Below are 25,581 nucleotides of genomic sequence, written 5' to 3' on the forward strand. Positions count from 1 at the left end.
AATACGGCGCAGCGACTGGTCGTGAATCCTCCGGCAACTCTGCCCACAACCTCCACAGACCGGATCGTTTAGGGCCTCTAGGATGAACAACAAATGCCCTTTTCCCAGATGCTTGTGTTTATACAAAGTGTAGCCTTCCCAAAACAGGGAACATAGTACAGACTTCATGTTGAAGCGGTTTTGAAGTGATTGATGTTAGTGTAGTTACAACATCAGTTAACTTCGATTCCGCTTCTTTGCTACTTCTTTCCCGCCAATCGACGATGAACCAAAAAAAAGCCCCGGCGGATGCCGGGGCTGAAAAAGTGATCGGGTGATCGGGTGAAGCGGTTACAGACGGTTGAGGGTGAGGCCTCCGTCGACGTAGATCGCTTGTCCGGTCGAGTAGGGGAAGTCACCACGGGCGAGGGCGCCGACGGCTTTTCCGATATCCTCAGGGAATCCCCAGCGTGGCGTGACACAGAGGCCGTCTTCGATCATCTGATCGTATTTGCTGGTCACTCCGCTCGTCATGTCCGTTTTGATAACGCCCGGACGGATTTCGTAGACGGGGATGTCATACTCGCCGAGACGGGCCGCGAAGAGCATGGTCATCATGGAGATTCCGGATTTGGCGACGCAGTATTCACCGCGGTTGACCGAGGCGACGGTGGCCGAAATGGATCCGACGTTGATCACGGCGTAGAATCCCTCAGGAGACTCCTTCTTTTGTTCGATCATCCAGTTGGCCGCCGCTTGGGTCAGGAAGTAGGGACCCTTGAGGTTGGTGCCGACAACGTAATCAAAGCTCTCTTCCGAGGCCTCGAGGATGTCCTTACGTTCCTTGGGGGCGACCCCCGCGTTGTTCACGAGAACGTTGAGGCGTCCGTAATGGCCGCGGATCTTGTCGAGCATCGCGGTGCGGGCTTCAGCCGACCCGATGTCGCCTTGGCAATAGAGGACATCGGCTCCGAGAGCTTTCAGCTTTTCGATCGGTTCGGAGACTTGCGATTCGTCGCGCATCCCGTTGATCGCGATGTCAAAGCCAAGTTCGGCGAGTCGGGCCGCGCAGCCAAAGCCGATCCCGCGGGATCCGCCGGTGACAAGAGCGACAGGTTTATTGGTTTCACTCATAGAAGTTGGGAAGTTTAGGAGGTTGGGACGTTCAGAGGTTGGGACGTTCAGAGGTTGGGCGTTGGTCCGTTTCCGGTTAACCAGTTCCCGGTTTTGCGACCGGGAACTGGAAAACGGAAAACTGTCGAACTGGGAATTGCCTACGCTTCCAGCGTCGGTAATTCCAACCACTTGCGCTCTTCCGAGCTCTTGAGACCGTACTCGGCGAGCTGGACTCCCTTGGCTCCTTCGAGCAGGTTCCAGCGGAAGGGTTCGTCGAGAACGACGTGGCGGAGGAAGAGTTCCCACTGGATCTTGAAAGCGTTGTCGTATTCTTCCTGTTCCGGGACTTTCTGCCAGCCGTCTAAGAAATCGATGGGCTGCTTGATGTCGGGGTTCCAGACTGGGCGGGGTGTGTTGCCGTAGTGCTGGGTCCATACATCGCGGAGACCGACAATGGCGCTGCCCTTGGTTCCGTCTACCTGCATGGTGAGCAGGTCGTCGCGGCGGACGCGGACGTTCCAGGAGGAGTTGAAGTGACAGACTACTCCGTTTTCGAGTTCGAAGGTCGAATAGGCGGAGTCGTCTGCGGTGCACTTGTAGGGCTTGCCTTCTTCGTCAACGCGTTCCGGAATGTGAGTTGCGGCCAGGCAGGAGACGCTCTTGACGTTGCCAAAGAGGTTGTCGATGACGTAACGCCAGTGGCAGAGCATGTCGACGATCATGCCGCCTCCATCTTCCTTGCGGTAGTTCCAGGAAGGGCGTTGGGCCGGAATGGTGTGGCCCTCGAAGACCCAGTAACCAAATTCGCCGCGGACGGAGAGGATGTCTCCGAAGAAGCCGTTTTCGACGAGGCGCTGGAATTTGAGCATTCCGGGGAGCCAAAGCTTATCCTGAACGACACCATTTTTCACTCCGGCGTCGCGGCAGATCTTATACAGCTCGTAGGCGTCCTCGGTCTTGATGGCGGTCGGCTTTTCGCAGTAAACGTGCTTGCCGGCTGCCGCAGCCTGCTTGACCGCATTGAAACGGCGGAGGGTGCTCTGGGCGTCGAAGTAAATCGAGTAGGCCGGATCGTTCATGACGGAGTCGAGATCCGTCGTCCATTTCTCGACGCTGGTTTGGTCGATGAGCTTCTTGAGCTTCGTTTCGTTCCGTCCGACGAGAATGGGGTCGGGCATGATTGTCTCGGTCGGGGAGACTTTGACGCCCCCTTGCTTGATGATCGCATCGATCGACCGCAAGAGGTGCTGGTTCGTGCCCATGCGCCCCGTGACGCCGTTCATGATGATTCCGATGGTGTGTGTGTTCATTTTTTAATGGTTTAAGAGGTTGGGAGGTGAGAGGTTAAGAAGTTAAGAAGTTGGGAGGTTTAGAGGTTGAGGGTTGGGCGGTTATTGCTTGATGGATTCCAAATATCGGAGAAATCCCCCGATGAGATTGGCTACTTTTTCCGATTGCTCGAGTAGGTCTGAAAAGGTCTGCTTATCTATATAATTTGCGTCGAGAAGAGTGTAGGCTTGAGAGCGAAATTCATAGGCTGAGCCCAGTGCGATTCGAAGAAACCTAATGAATTCTTGGTTGGATCCTCGTCCGAAGCCCTCGGCGATGTTTGATCCAACCGAGACGGCAGATCTTCGTACTTGGTCACGGAGAGCGAAGTCTTTGGCAAGTTCACCGGATTTGCAGATTTCATAAGTGATTCGAGCGAGGATTCGAGACTCCTTCCAAGCTTCAATCTCTTCAAATCTTTGAATGCTGCTCATCGAATTCTTTGTAGTTTTCTTCTCTCCGAACCTCTTAACTTCAAAGCTTCTAAACTTCTCAACCTAGGCAGGCCTACACTTCCGCCCGATAAGCCTCGATGATGTCCTTCAAATACTCGTCCATGTCCCGGGCCCAGTGGCGCGTCGAGAACACTTCCACTTCGATCCATCCGTTGAAGCCGGCGTTTTCGACCATTTGGCGAATGCCGCGATTGTCGATGCAGCCTTCGCCCATGAGGCCACGGTCGTTGAGCATGTCGGCGGTGGGGGTCATCCAGTCGCAGACGTGGAAGCCGAGGATTCGGTCTCCTGCGCGTTTCAGTTCCGCTTCCAGTTGTGGATCCCACCAGACGTGGTAGACGTCGACGGCGATGCCAACGTGCTCGGCGCCGAGCTGATCGATCATGTCATTGCACTGACCGACAGTATTGACGGCGCTGCGACAGTCGGCGTACATCGGGTGGAGGGGTTCGATCGAGAGCTTGACCCCGGTCTTGGCAGCGTGGTCGATGCAGGCCGCGATCCCGTCGGTGATCTGCTTGCGGTTTTCGATGAGAGAGAGTTCCGGTTTGGCCCCGCAAACGAGAACGACTTGGGGGGCGCCAATCGCGGCGGCTTCGTCGAGGGCGCGGAAGTTGTCGTCGAGAGAGGTCTGCCGCTCTTCGGAGGTGAGTCCGGGGTAGAATCCGCTGCGAACCAAAGAAACGGGGGTCAGTCCGTGGTCGTCGAGCAGCTTTTTGGATTCCGCCAATTCGCGGCCTTCAAGCCATTGGCGCCACACTCCCACGCCGGGGACTCCAGCGGCCGAGTATTTGGCACAGGCCGTGGGGAGGTCCCACGGTTTGGTGGTCATGGTGTGGATGGCGAGGCGGTCTAGGTTTTCCATGGCTGTTTGGAGGTTTAGAAGATCAGAGGTTTAGAGGTTTAGAGGTTTGGAGGTAGGGAGGTTGGGACGTTAAGAGGTTTGGGTGTTGAGGAGTTGGTTTAGGGTCTTTGCATCGTCGCGGAGCTGGTCGGGGGAATTTTCGGCAACGAATTCCAAGGTGATATAGCGGTCGCCTCCGGCAGTGCGGATGAGGTGGAGGTATTCCGTCCAAGGCTCGATGCCATCATTGAGGGCGTAGCGGTCCTTCCAGCCGCCTGGGCCCCAGTGGAAGCAGTGAACATTTGCGAGGTGGGGGAGGGCTGCTTTGAGTTCCTCTAGGTCCTTGGGAAAGGATCCTCCCGCCCTCGGTTGCCAGAAGAGTTTTAACTGGGAAAGGCCCACTTCTTCGAGGAGCTGGTGCGCCGATTCCTGGGTGTCGGTCAGGGTGCCGCCGTGGTATTCGAGCGCCACGGTAATGCCTTTGTCTTGGGCGGAGAGAACGGCCGAGCGAATACGCGCGGCCACTTCTTGTCGGTTCTCGGTAGAGGAATCGGCGGATCCTTGGGTGCCCGCCCAGATGCGGATGATGCGCGTGCCGAGAGCTTCGGCGCTGGCGAGGACATCGGCGAATCGCACGGTTTCCTCGTCGCATTTATAATAGGAGCCATAGGCACAGATTGCGAGTCCCGCAGCTTCCGTTTTTTCGCGAACTTCCCGTGCGAGTTCCACGTCTCCATGGGGGACGTGGACATCACCGCCCCATTCGATGGCTTGTATGCCGGATTCGGCGCAGAGCTCGATAATCTCCTCGACGGAAAGTTCGCGGAAGGTGATGGAGCAGAGGGCGGACTGTAGCATGGGAGGATCGGTTGATCAGTTCTCGGTTGGCCGGTTCTCAGTTATCCAGTTCTCGGTCTTCGGTCGTCCGGTCTCAAATCTTCAACCGGGAACCGAGGAACCGAAAACTGGGAAACGGTTATCACTTACTTAAAGAATGTCAGATAGGGCTTCTCTTCGATGAGACGCTGGAGATAGACGGCGAGCTCCATGGCGTGGTAGTCGCCCCACATGGAGGATTCTCCGTAGGCGACTTTACCGGCTTCGGGTTTGTGGTCCCAGCCGTTGGGCTCGTGGTAAATGGAGTGGAGGATCAGTCCTTGGTGGTTCTCGTCGGTCGAGAGGTAGGGCTCGGCGAAGAGGCTTTGGGCGACTTTGAGGCCGGCCTTGGTGTAGCGCTCGGCGGCTTCGGTTTCGCCTTTCTTCTCCAGATAGCGTCCGAGACGGAGGAGACCTTGGGCGTCAATGGCGGCGGCGGAACTATCGACCGGCTCGTATTCATTGTAGGGATCGGCCGGGCGGTTTTGGTAGTCGCCCAGCTTGTGAAGCTGAGGTGCTCCGGTATCCCAGTAGGGGATTCCGTCGGTCGGCGTGTTGTCAATGAAGTGGTCGGAGGTGGCTTTCGCGCCTTTTAGCATCATGGCCTCAATGGCGTCGCGTCCGCCAAAGGGATCGAGTTCGGCGTCGGAGAGGGTTTCGAGCAACTCGAGTTCTTCGGAGAAGCCGCAGACGGCCCAGGATTGTCCGCGTGTCCAAGTGCTGAAACCGGTATAACCCTGTTGGGAGTTCGGGCAGCGGTAGGCTCCATCCTTGGTATTAAAGACTGCTTCGTGGGTAGTCCGGCCCCATTCGTCGTAGGAGTCGCGTCCGTCGCCGTAGAAAACGGAAAATTGCGCAGTCGAATCGATGTGCTGAAGAGCGCGGTCGAGGAGGCTGATCGGTTTGTCGCCTTCTCCCATGAGAACGTGGCCGAGCTTGTGCGCCTGCATCAGAATACGGCAGGAGCGGATCGTGTCGACGAAGAGGGAGTGTGGTCCGTTGAACGAGTGAATGAAGCCTCCGCCCTGACGCACAGTCCAGCGGCTTGCCTGGACGGCCCCGGAAACCTTGATGGCCAGCTCGTAGAAATGTTTTTCCCACTCACTTTCGGGAATGCGGCCTTCAATCATGAGGCGGCGCAAGTTGCCGTAGGTGGAGAGGTTGTTGAAGCCGTGGTCGTGAACGCCAATGTGGCTGACGTGGGTTGCCATGCGCTCAACAGTCTTCGAGCGACCGGAGGCGAGGCTCTTTTCGTCGCCGGTCGCATCATAGTGGAGGATCCCAATCCCATACCGGAAGCCTTCGGTCCATTCCGTCCATCCGCGCGTCGTGTACTTGCCTTCCACGGTGAAGACGGGAGAACCGTTCGACTCGTCGTATTCGCGGTCGATGAGTTGGACCTTCTTTCCTGCGAGGTCGAAGAATTTTTCCAGGCTCGGCTTGAGGTCAGCGAGAGAGGGTGCGGATTGGATGTCGATCATAGAGTTTTTTGGGGAAGTTAAGAAGTTGAGAAGTTGGGACGTTGGGAGGTTTAGAGGTTGGGAGGTTGAACTGAAGAGCAGGGCCGCAAGTCTTAAAAACGGTGTTCCTTCGCCAAGTGGGCGATGACCATTTCGCTGTCTTCGAGGATTTGGTAAGTGTGCTCGAGTGCGGCGTCGAACTGGAGAGATTCACCTCCGGAGAGGGTGTGTCGCTCTCGGGGGAGGGAAATTAGGATTTTCCCGCGACGGACCCAGCAGATCTCGAACTCGTCCCCGTGCGCTTCCGGTTTCTTCAGTTCTTCGCCTTTCTGGGCGGTGGCGTAGAAAAGGACGATTCCTTTATAGGCGACCTTCTCAAAATCAAAGGGGCCGGAACGGTAGGTCTCAGCGGTTTTTGCGTGGGCGCTGCAGGATTCGGCGAGGCCGAGGAGGTCGGTGCCGGAAAGGCCGAGGGCCCGCGAGAGGCGATAAAGCGTGCCCAGTTCGAGCACTGTCTGATTTCGCTCGATTCGGGAAAGCCCTGCGACCGAAATCCCAGAGCGTTCCGAAACTTCGGCAAGTGTCAGGCCCGCTCGCTTGCGAAGTTCGCGCACGATCGAAAAATCGAATTCTGTAGCAGGGGGTTGCACGTTGAAGATAAAAACATAGATATAATTTGTTTTTCAAGGAAATTTGAAGGGGCAAAAGAAAATTTACGGCATTTTTTCTCGACGCAGTGAATCCATCCCTGGCGAAAGTAGGGTCAGAGTGGGGGTAAAACGCTGATTTTAAGCGTTTTTCTCAGCAATCGGGGTGAAATTCGGCATTTCGGGCCTTGATTTTTCTTCCGGAGGCCTCATTCTCACCCGTTTTCCTTAATCCAAGCAAAGACTAGAAAGTTCCCACAATGGAAGACATCTCCCTTTCCGTTTCTCTCCGTGAGCGCGCCGGCAGTGGCGCGGCAGGCCGTATTCGCCGTGAAGGCAAGATCCCAGCGGTTATTTATGGCACCAGCGGCTCACGCAACCTTTCGGTTGACCGAAGCACTTTTCTCCAGGTCTGGCGTAAAGCTGGCCAATCTTCGATCGTAATGATCGACGATGGGAATGGTTTTTCGACCATGAGCCTCATTCAGGACGTGCAGCGCAATCCGCTCACCGACGATTTCATGCACATCGACTTCCTCGAAGTGAATTCGGGTCACGCGATTTCGGCTCACATCCCGATTCACATTCACGGAACCGCCAAGGGTGTTTCCAATGAAGGCGGTGTTTTGGACATTCAGCTTCACGAAGTGGAAGTTCGCTGTCTGCCGAAGGATCTTCCTCACCAAATCGACGTCGATGTCTCGGAGCTCGCTCTGGGTGACGTGATTCACGTGAAGGATCTCCCTGCAACCGAAGGTGTCGAATACTTGGGCGAAGAAGAAGCTCCGGTCGTTGCCGTCACCCATGCGGCTGCGGAGGAAACGGAAGACGACGAAGAAGAATCCGAAGTCGAAATCATTTCCGAGAAGAAGACCGAGACTGAGGAGAGCGAAGACTAAGTCTTTCCTCTCTGCGGAGTCCTTCTTAACCAACTGAATCATTATGGAACGGGTGCGTGTCATCATCGGTCTCGGGAATCCCGGGGAAGAATACCGAAAGACACGTCACAATGTCGGGTTTCTGGCATTGGACCAGATCGCGGCGGCCAGTGGAAGCCCTTGGGTGTGGGAACGCCGGTTTCAGGCTGATACCGCTCTCGTTGAGTTTGGTCTGCATCCGGTCCTCTTGGTTAAGCCGCGTACCTTCGTCAATCGATCGGGGGAAACGGCGGCTTCATTGGCGCGGTATTATCGCTATCCTGCCGAACGGTTTTGTGCGGTCTACGACGACATCACCCTCGATCCAGGGCGGGTTAAACTCTCGGCCGCTGGCAGTGCTGGCGGGCATAATGGGGTCAGTGACCTCATGAACCGCTTGGGATCGGGATTTTACCGCATGCGGATTGGGATCGGCGCCAAACGTCATCGGCAGATGGATCTTAAGGATTGGGTCCTTGGAAAGATTTCTTCCGTAGAGGAAGAGAAGCTGGCAGAAGCGTATACGACTACGCATCTCGGCCTTGAATTACTCGTTGCCCAGGGAATCGAACGGGCGATGAATCAAATTAACACGAAAAGCAAAGCATCATGATCAAGCAAACCAGCCGGAACTACCGGGCCACCTTTGTTCTCGACACCCGTGGCGTTGAGTCATCCGTGGAAGAACTCACCGAAACCTACTCGAAAGTGATCGAGGAAGTCTCCGGTAAGGTCGAGTCGGTCAAAAACCTCGGCAGCAAAGATTTCGCACGCAAGGCTGCTAACGGCCTTCCCTCCGGAATCTTCGTGCAGTACGAATTCATCGCTCCGGCGACCGCTCCCGAAGAGATTCAGGAAAAGGTCCGCCTTGACCGTAAGGTCAATCGAGTCATGGTGGAACACGCCTAAGAGCGTCTCCTCCACTCGAACCTTCACTACCTTTTCACCATGGCTTCCTACAACCGCGTCATTCTAATCGGAAATCTCACCCGCGATCCCGAGGTGCGTTTCGCGAGTGGGAACAATGCCATCTGCAAGTTTGGTCTCGCGGTCTCGCGGAACTACACGACGCGGGATGGTGAAAAACGCGAGGAAACCACTTTCGTCGACATCGATGCTTTCGGCAAGGTAGGCGAGATCCTCGGTAAGTACCTGTCGAAGGGGCGGCCCGTCATGATTGAGGGGCGTCTCCAACTCGACACCTGGGAAAACAAAGAGGGCGAGAAGCGCTCCAAGCTCAAGGTCGTCTGCGAAAACTTCCAGTTCCTCGGCTCCGGTCGGGGAGGTGATGAAGAAGGCAGCGGCGGCGGTGGTTATACCCGCAGCTCTCCTCCTCCCCGAGAAAGCTCTTCACGGTCCGGCGGCGGCCCGGCTGAAGATTTTGATGACGAAGACATTCCCTTTTAACCTTTAATTTTCAAGACAATGGCACAATCAGAAGTTCTCCTCCTCCAGCCCGTCACCAACATCGGTGGCGAAGGCGAAAAAGTTAGTGTAAAAGCCGGCTACGCCCGCAATTTCCTCGTTCCTCGTGGTCTCGCGATTCCCGCAACCCGTTCGAACGAACGTCAGATCGAATCTCTCCGCAAGCGTCGCGCCGAGCGTGAAGCCAAGGAGCTCGCCGAAGCCCAAGAGCTGATGAGCAAGCTGCAAGGTCTGAGCCTCGTCATCGTTGTGAAAACCGGCGAAGGCGGCAAAATGTTCGGTGCTGTCACCAGCCAGGACATCCTCGCGAAGATCGCTGAAAACGGGATCGAAGTCGACCGTAAGCAGGTCCACATTCCCGCTCCGATCAAGAGCATCGGCGACCACTCTGTGGAAGTGAAGCTTCACCCTGAAGTTCAGGGCGAACTCCGCCTCGAGGTCGTTTCGGAAAACCCGATCGAAGACTGAGTCAACTTTTCCCCGCCGCAGCGCAGAGAAACGACCGCTCCTCCCGTGCCCGCTCCGGCGGCGCAAAGGCGAGCAGAACTCCTTCCTCTCCGCCGCAGTGTCGGGAACCCTTTTATCCGGAAGCCGCTTTGAGCGGCTTTCGGTGTGTCTGGAGGGTAGCGGCCATGGCCTCATGGCTCATCTCGTCGAGCCTGCCATGGTTTCACGGCCCATCTATTGCTCGGTTTGTTTCGGATTTCATTGGGGATGCGGGTTGGACGAATCCGTTAAGGACCCGTCCGCGCCCCCAAGCTCCCCACCGGATGGCTCTGGACCTCTCCGCCTACGAGCATATCCTTCCACACAAATTCCTAGACTAACGTTTTCCTGTAAGAGTATGTCTAAAATGGAGCGCGGAATTCATTCCGCCCCGTCAGATTGGCTGCGCATGAAAAGTTACCCTCAGGATCTAAGGCGAAAGGCCTGAGTGGCATGCGGGCCGGAATGAATTCCGCGCTCCCATGTTCTTGCGTTTGCGAAACCGCCCAGAGCCATAGGCTTGTGTGTAAGAATATACCTACGAGTAGAAGGGGAATCCGTCTATTGATCGAGACTCCTCCCTTGCTTGTTTAAACCTTGAGCTTGTCGATAGGCAGGGGAGGGGGACCCCCGACGATTTCGGGGGTGGAGCGGTGCTGACCCAGTTATAATTTGCCAATAATTCTCTTAAATCGTCTTCAACCAGTGCCATTCGGGCCAACCCGCTCTACCTTCCGTTCGCCGATGGAGCCCTCGATGAGAGCTCTGTGAAGAACTTTTCGCTGGAGAGGATGAATCAGGCTGGAACTGAGGCGGACTTGGCGTAATCCTTCCGATCCACTGAATTTGGCCGGGGAGTTTTTGAAAATTTCTCCCGGCATTGGAAACACAGAATGGCTAAAGAATTTCAAAAGAAACGACGTTTTCGTGACCAGTCCCGCGACGGGGATGCCGATGAGGCGATGCTGAACCGGAGGCTCCCTCACAGCATTGAGGCCGAGAGGGCTCTCCTCGCGGCCTGTATGCGTGAGAACTCGGCCGAGGTGATCACGGATTGTATTAATGGGAAGATCAACGCGGAGTCGTTCTTCCGCCCGGCGCACCGCAATGTATTCGCCGCACTCCTCGATCTCAACGACCAGGGGAGGGAGGTCGACGAAATCACCGTCGAAGAAAAGCTGAACTCTATGGGTCTCTTGGAAGAGACCGGGGGCCGCGCTTACATTAATGAGATCTCCGAGTCAGTGGGATCGACCGCCTTCGCGACGAACTGGATTGAGATCGTTAAGGAGAAGGCTCTCTTGCGTCAGCTGATCCGGCTCTCGAATCAGACGGTCGAGAAGTGCTATGAGGGGCAGGACGACATTACGACCTTCCTCTCCGAGGTGGAGGCCGAGATTTACCGGATCGGAGAATCGCAGGTGGCCGACTCCGCGCAGAAGATCGGGAAGCCTCTGGATAAGGTGATCAAGATGATCAACGATATACTCGCCAAGCGCCATACCAGCTATGGAACGCGAACCGGGTTCCTCGATCTTGACCGGATGACTTTCGGATTTCACCCAGGGGAAATGATCGTGCTTGCGGCCCGTCCGTCGGTCGGGAAAACCAGTTTCGCTATGAACATTGCGGAGAACGTCTCGATTCCCGGGCCGAACAACCCCGATCCGAAGGCGATTCTCGTCTTCAGTCTCGAAATGAGTTCCGAGAGTTTGGCCCAACGTGTCCTTTGCAGCCGCGCCGGGGTGAACATGAACAAATTGCGCGACGGTTTCTCCACTCGGGAGGAACAGCAGGCGATCGTTGAGGCCGCTGGCGAGATCAAGAAGGCCGACATCATTGTCGATGACCAGGGCAGCTTGAACATTCTTGAAGTGCGGGCGAAAGCGCGTCGCGTCTCTTCCCGCTACAAACTGGGTCTGATCGTGGTCGACTACCTGCAGCTGATCGCCGGGATGGATAACCGGGCTTCCCGTGAGAATCAGATTGCTGAAATCTCCCGAGGCATGAAGTCGATGGCCAAGGAATTGGAGGTTCCGGTGCTCGTTCTCAGTCAGCTTAATCGTGAGAGTGAGAAGGAGAAGCGCGAGCCGCGGATGTCCGACCTCCGTGAGTCCGGAGCGATTGAGCAGGATGCTGACGTGGTCCTCCTCTTGCACCGTCCGCGCAGCGACGACCAGGAAGAGAACCAGCGCGCGGAAGATGTCGAGAAGATCGGCCTCATTCTCGCCAAACAAAGAAACGGTCCTACGGGATCCGTCGACTTGGCCTTCCTCCGGAAATACACCCGCTTCGCAAACTACACCGAAGAATCGCCAGTTGGCGGCGGGTTTGGTTGAGCCGGTTGAGTCGGTGAGCGGTGAGTCAGTAGTCGGTAGTCAGTAGTCGGTGAGTCAGTAGTCGGTAGTCAGTAGTCGGTAGTCGGTAGTCAGTAGTCGGTAGTCGGTAGTCAGTAGTCGGTAGTCGGTAGTCAGTAGTCGGTAGTCAGTAGTCGGTAGTCGGTAGTCGGTGATCGGTGGTCAGTGATCCGTGGTCGGTGATCGGTAATCCGTGAGGCGGATTTTTCGTACCGTGCAGCTTTAGCAAACGGATCCTGCCTCTCCGCCGTCCCCGTTCGACTTTAGTCGTGCGGTCTGGTCCTCCTTAGTCTTGAAGGTCCGCCTGAGATCTCAAGCGGAGACCATTTACGCGCAGATCATTACTTTCGAGCCGAGATCGACCGCATTGAAGAGCTCCTCCATATCTCTGTTCGAGAGGAGGACGCACCCTGCACTGGCGGGATGGCCCAGCTGATCCTCGTGATTCGTGCCGTGAATGTAGACGTAGCGGTCGTAGGTGTCGACTCCGGGGCCGCTGTTGATCCCGTCCTCAAGGCCGCGGAGACGGAGGATCCGGGTGGTGATTAGATTCTTTTGCTGCTCTTCCTCCGATTCCTCCCAGTAGAGTTTGCCGGTCGAAACTCTGCCGCGGAAGACGGTCCCTCGCGGTTCACCTTCGCCGATCAGGTCCACGATTTCATGAAGACCATTGGGAGTGCCGAGAGAATTTTCCACGCAGGAGGGCGGATTTTTCGAAGTTGAGATGACAAACGATTTGCGCAATGCCCCGTCCTGATAGAGGTCGAGCGCTTGTCGGGCGATGCTTACGGTCAACGAAATCGGTGTGGGGGTCGTTGACAGGTCGAGGCACTTGTCGATAAGAATGGAGAAATCTTTAGTATCGGGAGATGAATTCATGAGTGAAGGAAAGAGAATCGGAATAGTCGGAGCAACCGGAGCGGTTGGTCGTGAGTTGATGGAATTGCTGGAAGCACGGGATTTCCCGGTAGCTGAACTGCGTCTCCTCGCCTCGGCACGTTCGGTGGGGAAGGAGCTCACCTTTCGAGGAGAATCCATCGCGATTAAAGAGGCAAGACCGGAGGAATTCGCCGGGTTGGATTATCTTTTCCTGAGCGCGGGGGGAGACCGCTCTCTCGCCATGGCTCCAGCGGCTGTGGAAGCAGGAGCCGTCGTCATCGACAACAGTTCGGCCTTCCGGATGGATGACGAGGTGCCTTTGGTGGTTCCTGAGGTGAATCCCGAGGCGCTCCTCAATCATAAGGGGATCATCGCCAACCCGAATTGCTCGACGGCGATTACTCTCATGGGGGTAGCTCCGCTGCATCAGCGCTTCGGGTTGAAGCGGATGATTTGCTCGACCTATCAGGCGGTCTCCGGCGCAGGGGCGACGGGGATTACCGAACTCGAAGACGGCGTGCGCGCTTGGTCGGAGGGGAAGGACGCGAATCCTTCAACCTTCCCGCATCCGATTGCCTTTAACCTGATTCCTCACGTCGATAAGTTCCTCGAATCCGGCTATACGAAGGAAGAAGTGAAGATGCGGAATGAGAGTCGTAAGATTCTCTCGCTGCCGAGCCTACCAGTCTCCTGCACCTGCGTGCGGGTTCCGGTTTTCCGGGCGCACGCGATCAGCATCTTCGCCGAGTTTGAGAAGCCCGTCGATGTCGCCGAAGCCCGAGCCGCAGTGGCTGCCTTTGACGGTGCCGAGTTGGTCGACGATCCGACAAACCTCGAGTATCCCATGCCTCTCGGTTATTCGAGTAAGGTAGCCTGTGGCGTAGGACGCATTCGCAGGGACGAAGCCCTCGAAAACGGTTTGGCCTTCTGGGTCGTCGGTGACCAGCTCTGGAAGGGCGCCGCCCTCAATGCTCTCCAAATTGCTGAGCATTTGGTGCGGTAAGAGCAATCTTTCCTCTCCAAAGGAGGGCAGCAGCTGCGCCCACCACTTGGGTAGAAAACAATCGGGACTCTTCCTCGTGACCTTTCGAGCCCACGATTCCTGATCCGGCCGAGTGCGCATCCAGGCCTACGGGTAGCGCGAGAACTCATGCGAGAATAGGCAATCAAGGTAGCGAGAGCTTCCAGCTCTCGATTTGCAGTGGTGCGGCAAGTAGGGCAGTAGCTTCAGCTGCGCCCATCACGCTGCCCCTCAGCAACACTGCCCCTCAGCACCGTCGCCCCTCAGCGACACTGCCCCTCTGAACTCGTCCACCCTCGGCGGACTCCGCAAGCATGCCGCCAAACCTAGGTCAGCCGCTGACGGACGGCTTCGTAGAGGCAAACTCCCGTGGAGACCGAAACATTCAGACAGTCGACAGAGCCTTGCATGGGAATACTCACCCGATGATCCGAATTGTCGGCGATTTTCTTTCGAACGCCCCAGCCTTCGCTCCCGAGAATGATGCCGACGGGGCCGGTGAGATCGACTTCGTAGAGGCTTTCTTCGGCCTCGTCTGCAGTCGCGACGAGACGAATTCCCATCTCTTGGAGATTGCGAAGGGTTTGGCTCAGGTTGCGAACCTGAAGAAAGGGGACATCTTCGGTGCCTCCGCAGGAGATGTCGCGAACCGTATCGGTGATCCCGCAAGCGCCTTTTTTGGGGGCGATCACAGCAGTCACGCCAGCGCCGGAACAGGTCCGGAGGCAGGCACCGAGATTGTGGGGATCCTGAACCCCGTCGAGGACGAGGACAAAGGGGTTCTCGGTCGATTCGAGCAGGCGGAATAGGTCTGGCTCGTCGACAAGATGCACGATGGCCGATCCCCGGTTGTAGCGTGGGGGTTTACGCAGTTTCTTGATCGAGTTTCTACCCATGGTTGGTGGATCTAAGAGTGTTTGGCGGGTGGGCGCTGGAGGAGCAGACGAAGGGCCCCGTGACGGAATCCGAAGAGGTATGCCAGAAAAACGGCTCCTCCCAGCATGAGAACGATGACGGCGCCGACCCGGAGGTCGAGCCAATAGGAAATGAAGACGGCGAGAACCGAGACAATGGCTCCGAGAAAGCCTCCGCCCCAGATGAGGGATTGAGGGCTTTTGGAAAACTGGAGCATTGCGGCAGCCGGTGCGACGAGCATCGCAACCGAGAGGATGCATCCCACGGCTTGGATCGAAACCACAAGCCCGAGGATCACCAATCCGGTCAGTAGATAACCGAGACGGCGCACGGGGACACCTTGGCTCTCGGCGATGGTGGGTTCGAAAAGAAAGAGGAGGAGGGGGCGTGCCAAGGTGATCAATGTGATGAGGATCACTGCGGAGGCCCCGAATGACATCCAGAGATCGGGGTTGGAAAGGGCGAGGATGTTCCCGAAAAGCCAGTGCTCAAGCTCCATCGGGGTCGGGATTTGATCCAGAATGAGCAGCCCGCCCGCAAAGGCGGCGGTGTAGAGCACCGCGAGCGCGGAGTGGCTGTCGATCCGTGAGGTGCGCGCGACGAATACAGCCACGAGGCCAACGAGTAGGGCGGAGATCAGGGCTCCGATGAAGGCGGTTGCGGTGGTTAGTCCGGCGATGAGGATTGCGACGGCGATTCCCGGCAGCAGGGTGTGGGAGAGAGACCCCACCATGAGTGCGGATCGGCGCATGACGACATAGCCACTCAGGAATCCGTTGGTAAATCCCACGACGGCGGCCGTCCAGGCTGCGCGTTGGATGAATTCAAAGGAGAGTGGCTGGGAAAAGAAATCCACGAAAGGCGTCTACTACGAATTCGGGACGGGGGGAATCCTCAAAATCGCTGGGAGTAAAACCGGCGCAGAGAATTGATCAGCCGGCCAAATCCTCAAGCGGATAGGTCCAGATCTCCGAGAGAGTCGGGTGATACCAAGGTGCTTTCATGATCTCGTCGACAGTGGCACCGGTTCCGACAGCGACAGCCATCGAATGAATCAGTTCCCCGGCGTCGCGACCCACGCATTCCGCGCGATGGATCTTCCGGTCAGAGGAGCTTGAGAAGAGGCGAACGTATCCGCGACGGGCTTCCATCAGCATCGATCGGCCATGGTCGGAAAACGGAAACTCGGCAATTTGCAGAGAGTCTCCCAGATTCTCACGAATCGTCTCTTCAGAGGGGCCAACCGAGGCAATCTGTGGATCGGTGAAGACCACAGACAAGACCTTGTCATAATCGACGGGCATTGGCTCGAGTCCCAGTGAGTGGCGGGCGGCTGTTTCACCCTGCAAAATGGCGATATGGACGATCTCGTGAGGGCCGGCGCAGTCGCCTGCGGCGTAGATCCCTGGATGAGAGGTCATTTGGTACTCGTTGGTGCGGATGTGCCCGCTGGAGCGAGTTTCTATGCCGATCTCTTCGAGTCCCAGTTTCGCGGTGGCTGGCTTGCGCCCCAGCGCGTTGAAGAGGAATTGCGCTTGCCGAATCACGGCCCGGTGTCCCTGGCGGAACTGCACGGAAACTCCGTTCTCGTTCGGCTCGATGTTTTCGATGTCGGTGTGGGTGAATAGTTCAACCCCTTCGTCGATCAATGCTTCTTCCAAGACCGCAGCCATATCCGGCTCAAAATCGGAGAGAATGTGAGGGCTGCGCTGAATCATGATGACCTTGGAGCCAATCCGGCAAAGAAACTGCGCCAGCTCACAGGCGACGACTCCACCTCCAAGGACGATGACCGATTCGGGAACGGTATCGAGGTCGAGGATATCATCGCTGGTCAGGAAGGGAACGTCGGCCAGCCCGGGGACATCGGGCACCGAGACATGAGATCCAGTCGAGATTAGGATACGGTCCGCAGAGATCTGCGTCCCGTCATCAAGGATAACCGTCCGATCCGGACCAAGTTTGCCGTTCTGGCGAAACAGGTGGTAGCGGTCCGATTCAATCTGCGAGCGGCGGTGTCCGGCGAAATCGGCAATCATATCCAACTTGCGCTGATGGAGGGCCGCCATGTCGACTTGAGGGCGGGAGATATTAAGTCCCAATTTGCGGCTTTCCCGGGCCAGTTGAAGAACATCCGCCGAGTAGAGGAGCGTTTTCGAAGGCATGCAGCCGCGGAGAATACAGAGCCCTCCGAGCTCTTTGCTTCCGTCAACAATCGCGACTCGTTCGACGTGCTTTCTCGCCAGTGATGCTGCGTTGTATCCCGCGCTGCCGCCCCCGAGGACGAGAAAATCGAAATGATCTTGGCTCATGTTGCCCGGTCAGAATTGAGAGATTTGCCCACGAATGCAAGCTGACGATCCCTTAGGCATTAGGGAGGCAGATGGAGGTGGCAATCTCGTTGGCGGTCTCCTCGTCGTAGAGGTCGGCGACGATGGAAAGACCGAAGGCGACGGCGGTTCCGGCCCCGCGGGAGGTGATGAGGTTCCCATCCTGGACCACGGGGTCAGGGAGGATTTCCTGAAGTTCTTCTGCGACCGAAAAATGCGCCGTATAGCGCTTTCCCGAAAGAATGGCCGCTTCATTGAGGACGGTCGGAGCAGCGCAGATGGCTGCAACCAGGAGGTTCTTCTCGTAGAATTCGCGAACGACCTCGAGGACAGCAGGGTTCTTTCGAAGTGATTTTGCCGCTGGGCCTCCGGGGACAATCAGGGCATCGAAGGGTTCATTGCGGCAGTCGGCCAGGAAGGTGTCTGCCTGAAGGCGAACCCCGGTTTTTCCCTCGACCAGCAAATCCGTACCGGTTGCCGCGAGAACGACTTCGGCCTCGGCGCGGCGGAGAATATCAATCGGGCTGATGGCCTCGATCTCTTCGAAACCATTTTCCATAAGGACCAGTACTCGCTTCTTCATGGAGGAAAGATGAGGGACAACTGGAGGAGTTTCAAGGAATCGCCGGAATTTGCCGTCTGGACGAACGAAGATCAGACCAGCATTTTGCAACGGGACCGGATAAGCCGTTCTCCCCGTTGACCGAATCAAATTTTCGGTCAGTCTTGGGGAAATGGGAGAGTTTCGTTTACAGTCAGACTATCAGCCGACCGGGGACCAGCCTCGGGCCATCGAAGAATTGGCGGATTCGATTAAGACCGGAAACCGTTATCAAACCCTGGTGGGGGTGACTGGATCGGGAAAGACTTTCACCATGGCGAATCTGATTCACCAATTGAATCGGCCAGCCTTGGTCATCTCCCACAATAAGACTTTGGCCGCCCAGCTGTTCTCGGAATTTAAAGGATTTTTTCCGGATAATGCCGTCGAATACTTTGTCAGCTACTACGATTACTATCAGCCGGAGGCCTATGTCCCGCAGACGGATACCTACATTGAGAAGGACTCCTCGATTAATGAGGAAATCGAGCGTCTCCGCATATCAGCGACGAGCTCTCTCTTGACCCGCCGGGATGTCGTCGTCGTGGCCAGTGTCTCGTGCATATATGGCTTGGGGAGCCCGGAGGATTTTCGCGAGATGATGATCGAGATCCGTCCGGGAGAAGAGCTCGGCCGGGATGCTTTCCTCGAGCGGTTGGTTGAGAATCTTTACGAGCGCAACGACGTGGAGCTCTCGCGGGGGAAATTCCGGGCTCGCGGGGAAGTGGTCGATGTTTTTCCGGCCTACCGGGAGAGTGCGATTCGAGTCGAGTTCTGGGGAGATGAGGTCGAATCTGTAAAACCACTCGATCCGCTTACCGGTGAGACCGGGGAGGCCTTTGAATATTTCTTCCTCTATCCCGCCAATCAGTACATCACTCCGAAAGATAAGTTAAAAGGGGCCGTGAAGGAGATTCGGAATGAGTTGGATGGTCGCGTCAAGGAGTTCGAACAAGACCAGCGCCTTCTCGAAGCCCAGCGAATTCGGATGCGCACCGAGTATGATCTCGAGATGTTAGAGGAGATCGGTTTCTGCAGCGGGATCGAAAACTATTCCCGGCATCTCAGTGGAAGAAACCCCGGTGATCGTCCATTTTGCCTAATCGATTTCTTTCCCGACGATTTCCTCCTCATCATTGATGAGAGTCATGTAACGGTCCCGCAAATCGGGGCCATGTTCAACGGGGACCATTCGCGCAAGAGCCGCCTCGTTGATTTCGGTTTCCGCCTTCCTTCCGCTCTCGATAACCGCCCCCTCAAGCCAGACGAATTCCGTGAAGTCACCGGTCAGACCCTTTTCGTCTCCGCAACCCCCGCTCCGTATGAGATAGGGATCTCTCAGAAAGTTGCCGAGCAGATCATCCGCCCAACCGGATTGGTAGACCCCATCATGGAGATCCGGCCGATCAAGGGACAGGTGGAGGATACCATGGCCGAAATCCGCAATACCCGTGAGAATGGAGACCGGACCTTAGTCACTACCTTGACCAAGAGAATGTCCGAGGACATTGCCGACTATCTACGGGAAGATGGGATCTCAGTAGAATATTTGCACTCAGACATTGATGCGATCGAGCGGGTTGAAATTTTGAGGCGGCTACGTTCAGGAGAATTTGATGTTCTGGTCGGAGTCAACCTCCTGCGAGAAGGCCTGGACCTCCCCGAAGTGGCCCTAGTCGTAATTCTCGATGCCGACAAAGAAGGCTTCCTCCGAAGTGAAACCAGCCTGATCCAGACCGCAGGTCGCGCCGCCCGCCATGAAAAGGGGAGAGTCATCCTCTACGCAGACCGCATCACTGGATCCATGCAAAGGGCCATTGATGTGACTGAGTACCGCCGCGAGAAACAGCTCGCCTACAACAAAGAGCACGGCATCACTCCAACTGGAGTACGAAGAAAGGATCAATCCAGCCTACATCGCCCCAAAGAAGAACCTACCCCCATGGTAGTAGCCGAAGGAGTAGGGGACGAGGACGTAGCCGCCGTCATTGCCGAATTGGAAGAAGAGATGCAGCAAGCCTCCCTCGACCTTGAATTCGAACGCGCCGCAATTCTCCGAGACCAGATCCAGGCGCTACGCGATGGAGAAGCAACATTACCCAGTTTTTCCGGTGGAAAAAGCACCCGAAAGAAGAAGGCCAAGGGTGGGAAATACCGGCAGAAGAAGAGGTGATTGAAATCAATGATCAACATAATGTATTCAGATTATTGGATTTAATAGAAACGTTCTATTAAATTTGACGATAATACATCGATAGGTGATAGTAGGGTATGGGCAGACGCAGACATCGTATTTCGGATCAATTGGCTTATTATCATCTGATGAGTCGGACTGTGAACGGAGAAGCTCTCTTCGGGGATCGGGAGAGGGAGGTGTTGCGGAAGATGATCTGGCAGGTTGCTGAGTTTTCTGGGGTTCGGGTGGTTACTTATGCGGTCATGAAGAACCATTTCCATATTTTGGTGGAGGTGCCACCAGCAGGGACGGAGGTTTCGGATGAGGAGTTGGTTCGTCGGTATCGGAAATTGTATCCTAAGCCTACGCCTTGGAATCCGATGCCTGCGGAGGTTTTGGAGGGGCATTTGAAGGATAACTTTCTTGATGGGAGGGAGTTGCGCAAGGAGCTTACCCGAAGGATGCATGATGTATCGGAGTTTATGCGGACTCTGAAGCTTCGGTATACGCTTTGGTTTAACCGGTCGCGTGATCGTTTTGGGCCGCTTTGGTCGGCTCGATTTAAGAGTGTGCTGGTCGAAGGGGATCGGTGGGCTTTGCGGACAGTGGCGGCCTATATTGACCTGAACGCGGTTCGGGCCGGGCTGGTTTCGGATCCTAAGGATTATCGGTTTTGCGGGTATGCGGAGGCTCTCGGCGGTGGCCGATTGGCTCGGGCTGGGCTCTCGGTGGTGGATAAGGACCTGGCTGGTTATCGGCAGACTTTGTATGGGGCTGGCGATGGTGAGAAAGAGGGGAAAGCGTCTATTTCTCACGAAGAAGCGGTTCGGGTTTTGCGGGAGGAGAAGGGGAAGTTGCCTCTTTCAGTGGTTTTGCGGTGCCGGGTGAGGTATTTTTCGGACGGGATGGTGCTGGGATCGGAGGACTTTGTGCGAAAGGTCCGAGAAGATGAACCGGAGGGGAGGCGGGCGCGAAGACCTCACCCTCTACGGGGGAGTTATTGGAATGGGCTTGCCGTCGGGACTGGATTGCGGAAGCGCTTGTTTGAGTAGTCGGTAGCTACTCGCAGCTTTCCCGGCTGCCTTGAATTAGGAAGAAGTTGGGAGATTCTGGGTCGCTCCTATGGCTTCTAGCCGTTGGTTTACGCGATCGAAAATGCTCTGTGGATCCAAGCCGAAGGCTTGGCGGAGGTCTTTATTCGAGTTGCCGTGTTCGATAAATTGATCGGGCCAACCAATCCGCTCTACGGGGGTTGGGATTCCGGCATCGGAGAGATCCTCTAAGACGGCTGTGCCAAATCCGCCGGTGCGGACGTGATCCTCCAGGGTTACGATGAGTTTGGCGGATTTTGCCTGTTCCTGGAGGAGGGCGCTGTCGATTGGCTTGGCGAAGCGGGCGTTGACTACTCCTACACTCAGGTCGCTGATTTCGGCGATTCTAGAGGCTATGGTTTCGGCTTCGGAAATCATTGTTCCCAAGGCCCAAATTTGGACGTCTTGGCCTTGGCGGATCACTTCTGCTTTTCCAATTTCGAGGATTTTGGGTTCCTTTTTGATCGGAACTCCCGTGCCGCTGCCGCGGGGGTATCGAATGAAGGCAGGGCCCTGATGCTGCAGTCCGGTCGCAACCATATCGGTGAGTTCATCCTCATTTTGAGGCTGCATGATGACGGTCCGCGGTACTCCGCGCAGGTAGGCGATATCGAAAAGTCCGTGGTGGGTGGCACCGTCGTTCGGAGAAAGTCCGGCGCGGTCCATACAGAAGAGGACCGGTAGGTTTTGCAGGCAAATGTCGTGGATGATGGGGTCGATTCCCCGCTGGAGAAATGTGGAATAGATGGCGCAGACGGGATGGAGCCCGTTGGTGGCCATTCCCGCGGCGAAGAGAACGGCGTGCTCTTCGGCAATCCCTACATCATAATACTGCTGCGGGAGGCTGTCGCGCAACTTATCGAAACCCGTTCCGCTCGGCATGGCAGCGGTTATTCCGACGATGGTCTTGTCCTTTTTGCAGTGAGCGACTACGGCTTCGCCGACAACATCTTGATACTTGGGGGGACTTCCCGGAGCGCCGGGTTTGGAGGACCCTGTCTCCGGATCGAAGGGGGAGGTGCCGTGAAAGCGCTCGGGTTGAGCGATCGCGACATCACTTCCTTTGCCCTTTTTAGTGATGACGTGAAGGACTAGTGGTTCTGGAGCGTTGCGCGCGAACTTGAGGTATTGTTCGAGCTCGCCAATATTGTGGCCATCAATCGGCCCGATGTAGCGGAGGCCGAAATTTTCGAAAATGGAGGAGGAGGCAAAAAAGTCTTTGGTCTCCCGTTTCCACTTGGAGCCAAGGCGGATGAGGGACTCTCCTCCGGGAACGCGTTTGAGGAATGCTTCAAAATCCTCATTCATCCGATTGTAGATCGGAGTCGTGATGAGTTCGTTGAAATAGCGGGAGAGGGCGCCGACGTTTTTGTCGATGGACCATTCATTGTCGTTGAGGATGACGACTAGCCGCTTGGTCGAATCGGTAATGTTGTTCAGGGCTTCGAGAGTGATCCCGCAGGTAAAGGCGGCGTCGCCACAGACGGCCACGACGTTTTCATCGGTCCCCCGCTGATCCCGGGCGGCAGCCATGCCGAGTGCGGCGGAGAGGGCAGTGCCCGCGTGTCCGGCGCCGTAGCAGTCGTGCTCGCTTTCTTCGCGGTTGAGGAATCCGCTATAACCGTCCTTTTGCCGGATCAAGTTGAACTTCTCGTCATTGCGGCCGGTGAGAAGCTTGTGGACGTAGCCCTGATGGGAGACGTCGAATACGAAGCGGTCCTTGGGAGTGTCAAAAATGCGATGGAGGGCGATTGTGAGCTCGACGACGCCCAGATTGGGGCCGACGTGACCTCCATTGGCGGCCGTTACTTCAATGATGCGCTTGCGGATTTCCGTGGCAAGCGGTTCCAGTTGGCTCTTGTCGAGGGCCTTTACGTCTCCGGGATTCCGGATTTTGCTAAGAATGGATTCGGGATTCACTTCGATTGATTCTCTTCGGGGGTGGTCCCTTCGTCAAATGGTTCAAGGGAGAGTTCCTCATCTTCGCGCACTTTTTCGATGCGAAGAGCGGCTTCATTGAGTCGTTTGTGGCAAGTCTTGAGCAGTTTCATTCCCTTTTCGTAGTCCTTTACCAAGTCGTCGAGGGAGGGCTCGTCTTCCTCCAGACGGGAGACGATTTCCTGCAGCTGCCCATAGGCCTCTTCATAGGAAAATTTTTCCAATTCCATTTTGCTCATTCTGAAGGGTATCTTGAGGGTTGAATGGGCAATCACAAGCCGTCTCCCCATCTTTCTTGCAAAATTTCCCGCAAGCGCGTCCATTTGTCTGGATGACCGCACCCATTTTTGCAGCCATAATCCTCCTCACCCTGAAGTGTTGCTTCGAGTTTTTTCTCGAAAAGCTAAATTCCACGCATGTGGAGGAGAAGCGGCATCGCATCCCTTCGGTTTTTCAGAAAGTCTTCGATCGCGAGACGTTTGACAAGGCGAACGACTACACCTTGGCAAAGTCGTCCTTGAGCCGAAAGGAGACGATTTACGACGCCGCCGTGCTGGCCGTAATCTTAGTTTTCACCATTATCCCTGTGATTTATAACGGCCTTTCGGGATGGCTGGGTTTTGGGCTCTGGGCGCAGGCGTTTACGTTTGTGACGATTCTCTTCGCCTTATCGCTGCCGGGGCTGCCCTTCGAATGGTATTCTCAGTTTCGTCTGGAAGAGTCGTTCGGTTTTAACAAAACAACGCCGAAGCTTTGGTGGACGGACAAGATCAAGGGGCTGGTGTTGACGTATGTCATCGGGGTGCCGCTATCGGCCCTCATTCTGTGGATTGCGCTGAGTTTTCCCTCCACCTGGTGGATTATCGGGTTTGCTGTGGTCTTTGGGTTCCAGTTGTTGATGCTGGTGCTCTATCCAGTCTTGATTGTTCCTCTTTTCAATAAGCTCAAGCCGCTTGAGGATGGTGATTTGAAGGATCGACTGATGTCGTTGGCGGATCGCACTGGTTTCAAGGCGAAGACGATTCAGGTTATCGACGGAAGCAAGCGTTCTTCGCATTCGAATGCCTACTTTACGGGCTTTGGGCGTTTTCGGAGGATTGTCCTGTTCGACACTCTCATCGAGCAGTTGAGTCCGAAGGAAATCGAGGCGGTTTTGGCGCACGAGATTGGTCATTACCGCAAAGGGCACATCCCGCGGATGATTGGAATCTCGATGGTGAGCATGGCTTTTGGCTTTTGGCTTTTGCAGTGGCTTTCCATGCAGGATTGGTTTGTCGGCGGATTTGGGTTCACGATGAGTCCGGTGGAATACGGGAACTTGGCCCGTTTCGTTCCGGCTTTCATCCTCTTCATCATTCTCGGCGGATTGGTGACCTTCTGGATCTCCCCGCTGTTCAACTGGATGTCGCGCAAACACGAATATGAGGCGGATCGTTTCGCCCGGGATGCCATGGGCTCCTCACGGCACCTGATTTCGGCATTGCGGGTCATGTATAAGAAGAATCTGGGGAATCTCATTCCGCATCCGAGTTACAGTCGGTTCTATTATTCCCACCCGACCTTGCGGGAGCGGGAGAAAAGCCTGAGAGAGGGCGAACCGGAAGGGAATGATCCGAAGGAGCCACAGGAACCAGCCGTCGAAAGTCCTTCCTGATGAAGAATTGGGCCGCATGGGTTCTCCTCCTCGTCTGCACTGCAGCGTGGGGAGAAGATGTGCGGGTAGCGACGTTGAATCTCAGGAACTACCTTGTTCAAGATCGACGGATAGACGGCCAGTGGCGTCCCGAGCATCCGAAGCCAGAGGCTGAGAAAACGGCGATCCGCCGCGCGATTGAGGAAATCGATCCGGACATTCTCGCCATGCAGGAAATGGGGGCTTGGCCTTTTCTGCAGGAGTTGAAGCGAGACCTGGAAGCGGACGGGGTCGATTTCCCCTACGCGGTGTACTTCGAGGCTTCGGATCCAGTGCGCCACTTGGCGGTTCTCTCCAAAGTGGAGCCGATTGAAGTCATTCCGCACCGCGATCTCGACTTTCCCTACGAAGGTGAACGCTTACGAGTAAAGCGCGGCTTGCTCGAAGTGGTCTTCCCCGTGGGCAAGTCCGAGGAGGAGACTTGGAGTCTCTTCGTCGTGCATCTGAAGAGTCGGTGGTCTGAGGTCGATGCGGATCCACAGTCAAGCGAACGTCGTACCAAGGAAGCCCAAGCCGCGCGCGACCGAATCCTCGAGCGATATCCGAATGGGGAGGGGCGTTACTTGATCACGGGGGATTTTAATGACCACCGGGCGAGCGCCCCGTTGCGGCGCTTCCAGCGGAGAGGGTCCGTTGAAATCGCCCGCATCGTCGAATCGTTTGATTCCCGCGGAGAAAAGTGGACTTTTTACTACGACGATGAGGACGTATACGAGCGAGTTGATTTCTTTCTCGCTTCGCGAGAGATGTCTCCCCTTGTCGTCGGGAATGAAGGGACGATTTTCGATCCGTTTTACATCCGTAATGGGACCGACCATCGCCCGGTTTTCCTCGATTTGGATTTTGCGGGGCTTTGAGCTGGAGGAGAGTCTCGGTCGCCCCAGAAAGGAATTTTTCCCTCAGAATTCTTGCTTTCCGAAAATCACTCTGCTTGAGTCATAGTTTCTCTTTTCGGGATGTAGCTCAGTCTGGCAGAGCGCTGCGTTCGGGACGCAGAGGTCGCTGGTTCGAATCCAGTCATCCCGACCATGCTGATCACTGACCAG

General features: G+C 55.9%; 25 protein-coding genes and 1 tRNA gene. 12 read left to right on the top strand and 14 right to left on the bottom strand.

The genetic code is table 11. The features are described 5' to 3' along the window. Positions 1–330: 330 nt before the first annotated feature. The 7 genes from H5P30_RS11420 to H5P30_RS11450 form a co-directional block, all read right to left on the bottom strand. Positions 331–1,113: a 3-ketoacyl-ACP reductase gene (locus tag H5P30_RS11420; RefSeq protein WP_185693073.1), complete on the bottom strand. Its 783-nt coding sequence runs from the start codon at positions 1,111–1,113 to the stop codon at positions 331–333. Positions 1,114–1,253: 140 nt separating this feature from the next. Then, positions 1,254–2,405: a Gfo/Idh/MocA family protein gene (locus H5P30_RS11425; protein WP_185693074.1), complete on the bottom strand. Its 1,152-nt coding sequence runs from the start codon at positions 2,403–2,405 to the stop codon at positions 1,254–1,256. An 81-nt stretch (positions 2,406–2,486) separates the two neighbouring features. Beyond that, the gene (locus H5P30_RS11430; RefSeq protein ID WP_185693075.1) at positions 2,487–2,858 is read right to left on the bottom strand and encodes a four helix bundle protein; all 372 of its coding nucleotides are present in this window, start codon (positions 2,856–2,858) and stop codon (positions 2,487–2,489) included. Between the two features lie 73 nt (positions 2,859–2,931). Then, positions 2,932–3,744: a sugar phosphate isomerase/epimerase family protein gene (locus tag H5P30_RS11435; protein WP_221774349.1), complete on the bottom strand. Its 813-nt coding sequence runs from the start codon at positions 3,742–3,744 to the stop codon at positions 2,932–2,934. A 69-nt stretch (positions 3,745–3,813) separates the two neighbouring features. After that, positions 3,814–4,581: a sugar phosphate isomerase/epimerase family protein gene (locus H5P30_RS11440; protein ID WP_185693076.1), complete on the bottom strand. Its 768-nt coding sequence runs from the start codon at positions 4,579–4,581 to the stop codon at positions 3,814–3,816. A gap of 125 nt (positions 4,582–4,706) precedes the next feature. After that, on the bottom strand, positions 4,707–6,080 hold the full coding sequence (locus tag H5P30_RS11445) for a glycoside hydrolase family 88 protein (RefSeq protein ID WP_185693077.1): 1,374 nt from the start codon (positions 6,078–6,080) through the stop codon (positions 4,707–4,709). A 92-nt stretch (positions 6,081–6,172) separates the two neighbouring features. Further along, the gene (locus H5P30_RS11450) at positions 6,173–6,709 is read right to left on the bottom strand and encodes a helix-turn-helix domain-containing protein (protein ID WP_185693078.1); all 537 of its coding nucleotides are present in this window, start codon (positions 6,707–6,709) and stop codon (positions 6,173–6,175) included. Between the two features lie 257 nt (positions 6,710–6,966). Between H5P30_RS11450 and H5P30_RS11455 the strand changes: the two genes are divergently transcribed. From H5P30_RS11455 to dnaB, 6 genes are all read left to right on the top strand, one after another. Continuing rightward, positions 6,967–7,605 carry a 50S ribosomal protein L25 gene (locus H5P30_RS11455; protein WP_185693079.1) on the top strand — a complete coding sequence of 213 codons (639 nt, stop codon included), beginning with the start codon at positions 6,967–6,969 and terminating at the stop codon, positions 7,603–7,605. A 43-nt stretch (positions 7,606–7,648) separates the two neighbouring features. After that, the gene (gene pth, locus H5P30_RS11460; protein WP_185693080.1) at positions 7,649–8,236 is read left to right on the top strand and encodes an aminoacyl-tRNA hydrolase; all 588 of its coding nucleotides are present in this window, start codon (positions 7,649–7,651) and stop codon (positions 8,234–8,236) included. Next, complete coding sequence (locus H5P30_RS11465; RefSeq protein WP_185693081.1) at positions 8,233–8,532, top strand: 30S ribosomal protein S6; 300 nt, start codon at positions 8,233–8,235, stop codon at positions 8,530–8,532. The genes pth and H5P30_RS11465 overlap by 4 nt, the downstream gene beginning before the upstream one ends. Positions 8,533–8,571: 39 nt before the next feature. Beyond that, positions 8,572–9,030 carry a single-stranded DNA-binding protein gene (locus H5P30_RS11470; RefSeq protein ID WP_185693082.1) on the top strand — a complete coding sequence of 153 codons (459 nt, stop codon included), beginning with the start codon at positions 8,572–8,574 and terminating at the stop codon, positions 9,028–9,030. A gap of 18 nt (positions 9,031–9,048) precedes the next feature. Further along, positions 9,049–9,516, top strand: coding sequence for a 50S ribosomal protein L9 (gene rplI / locus H5P30_RS11475; protein WP_185693083.1), 468 nt, complete (start codon positions 9,049–9,051; stop codon positions 9,514–9,516). A gap of 911 nt (positions 9,517–10,427) precedes the next feature. Continuing rightward, the gene (gene dnaB, locus H5P30_RS11480) at positions 10,428–11,873 is read left to right on the top strand and encodes a replicative DNA helicase (RefSeq protein ID WP_185693084.1); all 1,446 of its coding nucleotides are present in this window, start codon (positions 10,428–10,430) and stop codon (positions 11,871–11,873) included. Between the two features lie 345 nt (positions 11,874–12,218). Here the strand turns inward: dnaB and H5P30_RS11485 are convergent, their stop codons facing one another. After that, positions 12,219–12,770 carry a L,D-transpeptidase gene (locus tag H5P30_RS11485; RefSeq protein ID WP_185693085.1) on the bottom strand — a complete coding sequence of 184 codons (552 nt, stop codon included), beginning with the start codon at positions 12,768–12,770 and terminating at the stop codon, positions 12,219–12,221. Between H5P30_RS11485 and H5P30_RS11490 the strand changes: the two genes are divergently transcribed. Next, positions 12,769–13,773 (top strand): aspartate-semialdehyde dehydrogenase, encoded by a 1,005-nt coding sequence (locus H5P30_RS11490; protein ID WP_185693086.1) that lies wholly within the window; start codon positions 12,769–12,771, stop codon positions 13,771–13,773. The two genes, H5P30_RS11485 and H5P30_RS11490, sit on opposite strands and share 2 nt — an antisense overlap. A 344-nt stretch (positions 13,774–14,117) precedes the next feature. Here the strand turns inward: H5P30_RS11490 and rlmB are convergent, their stop codons facing one another. From rlmB to H5P30_RS11510, 4 genes are all read right to left on the bottom strand, one after another. Next, positions 14,118–14,687 (bottom strand): 23S rRNA (guanosine(2251)-2'-O)-methyltransferase RlmB, encoded by a 570-nt coding sequence (gene rlmB / locus H5P30_RS11495; RefSeq protein ID WP_185693087.1) that lies wholly within the window; start codon positions 14,685–14,687, stop codon positions 14,118–14,120. Between the two features lie 11 nt (positions 14,688–14,698). Next, the gene (locus H5P30_RS11500; RefSeq protein WP_185693088.1) at positions 14,699–15,562 is read right to left on the bottom strand and encodes an iron chelate uptake ABC transporter family permease subunit; all 864 of its coding nucleotides are present in this window, start codon (positions 15,560–15,562) and stop codon (positions 14,699–14,701) included. Positions 15,563–15,638: 76 nt separating this feature from the next. Then, entirely contained in the window at positions 15,639–17,018 is a 1,380-nt protein-coding gene (locus H5P30_RS11505; RefSeq protein ID WP_185693089.1) for a dihydrolipoyl dehydrogenase family protein, read from the bottom strand. Between the two features lie 52 nt (positions 17,019–17,070). After that, positions 17,071–17,619 carry a DJ-1 family glyoxalase III gene (locus H5P30_RS11510; RefSeq protein ID WP_185693090.1) on the bottom strand — a complete coding sequence of 183 codons (549 nt, stop codon included), beginning with the start codon at positions 17,617–17,619 and terminating at the stop codon, positions 17,071–17,073. Positions 17,620–17,770: 151 nt separating this feature from the next. Between H5P30_RS11510 and uvrB the strand changes: the two genes are divergently transcribed. Further along, a complete protein-coding gene (uvrB, locus tag H5P30_RS11515) occupies positions 17,771–19,810 on the top strand; it encodes an excinuclease ABC subunit UvrB (protein ID WP_185693091.1) in 2,040 nt (679 codons plus the stop codon). A 98-nt stretch (positions 19,811–19,908) separates the two neighbouring features. Beyond that, positions 19,909–20,865: a transposase gene (locus H5P30_RS11520; RefSeq protein WP_185693092.1), complete on the top strand. Its 957-nt coding sequence runs from the start codon at positions 19,909–19,911 to the stop codon at positions 20,863–20,865. Positions 20,866–20,901: 36 nt separating this feature from the next. On the opposite strand, the gene dxs is transcribed toward H5P30_RS11520, so the two are convergent. Both dxs and xseB read right to left on the bottom strand, forming a co-directional pair. Then, the gene (dxs, locus tag H5P30_RS11525) at positions 20,902–22,824 is read right to left on the bottom strand and encodes a 1-deoxy-D-xylulose-5-phosphate synthase (protein WP_185693093.1); all 1,923 of its coding nucleotides are present in this window, start codon (positions 22,822–22,824) and stop codon (positions 20,902–20,904) included. After that, the gene (gene xseB / locus H5P30_RS11530; RefSeq protein ID WP_221774350.1) at positions 22,821–23,081 is read right to left on the bottom strand and encodes an exodeoxyribonuclease VII small subunit; all 261 of its coding nucleotides are present in this window, start codon (positions 23,079–23,081) and stop codon (positions 22,821–22,823) included. The genes dxs and xseB overlap by 4 nt, the downstream gene beginning before the upstream one ends. A gap of 92 nt (positions 23,082–23,173) precedes the next feature. Here xseB and H5P30_RS11535 point away from each other — a divergent pair, with 92 nt between their 5' ends. From H5P30_RS11535 to H5P30_RS11545, 3 genes are all read left to right on the top strand, one after another. Further along, positions 23,174–24,496, top strand: a complete 1,323-nt coding sequence (locus H5P30_RS11535; protein ID WP_185693094.1) for a M48 family metallopeptidase — start codon at positions 23,174–23,176, stop codon at positions 24,494–24,496. Beyond that, positions 24,496–25,392 carry an endonuclease/exonuclease/phosphatase family protein gene (locus H5P30_RS11540; RefSeq protein WP_185693095.1) on the top strand — a complete coding sequence of 299 codons (897 nt, stop codon included), beginning with the start codon at positions 24,496–24,498 and terminating at the stop codon, positions 25,390–25,392. The genes H5P30_RS11535 and H5P30_RS11540 overlap by 1 nt, the downstream gene beginning before the upstream one ends. Before the next feature lie 95 nt (positions 25,393–25,487). Then, a tRNA-Pro gene (locus H5P30_RS11545) sits at positions 25,488–25,564 on the top strand. The last annotated feature ends 17 nt before the right edge of the window (positions 25,565–25,581 follow it).

Origin of the sequence: Puniceicoccus vermicola (genome assembly GCF_014230055.1) — a bacterium.
In the GTDB taxonomy this organism is placed as follows: Bacteria; Verrucomicrobiota; Verrucomicrobiia; order Opitutales; family Puniceicoccaceae; genus Puniceicoccus; species Puniceicoccus vermicola.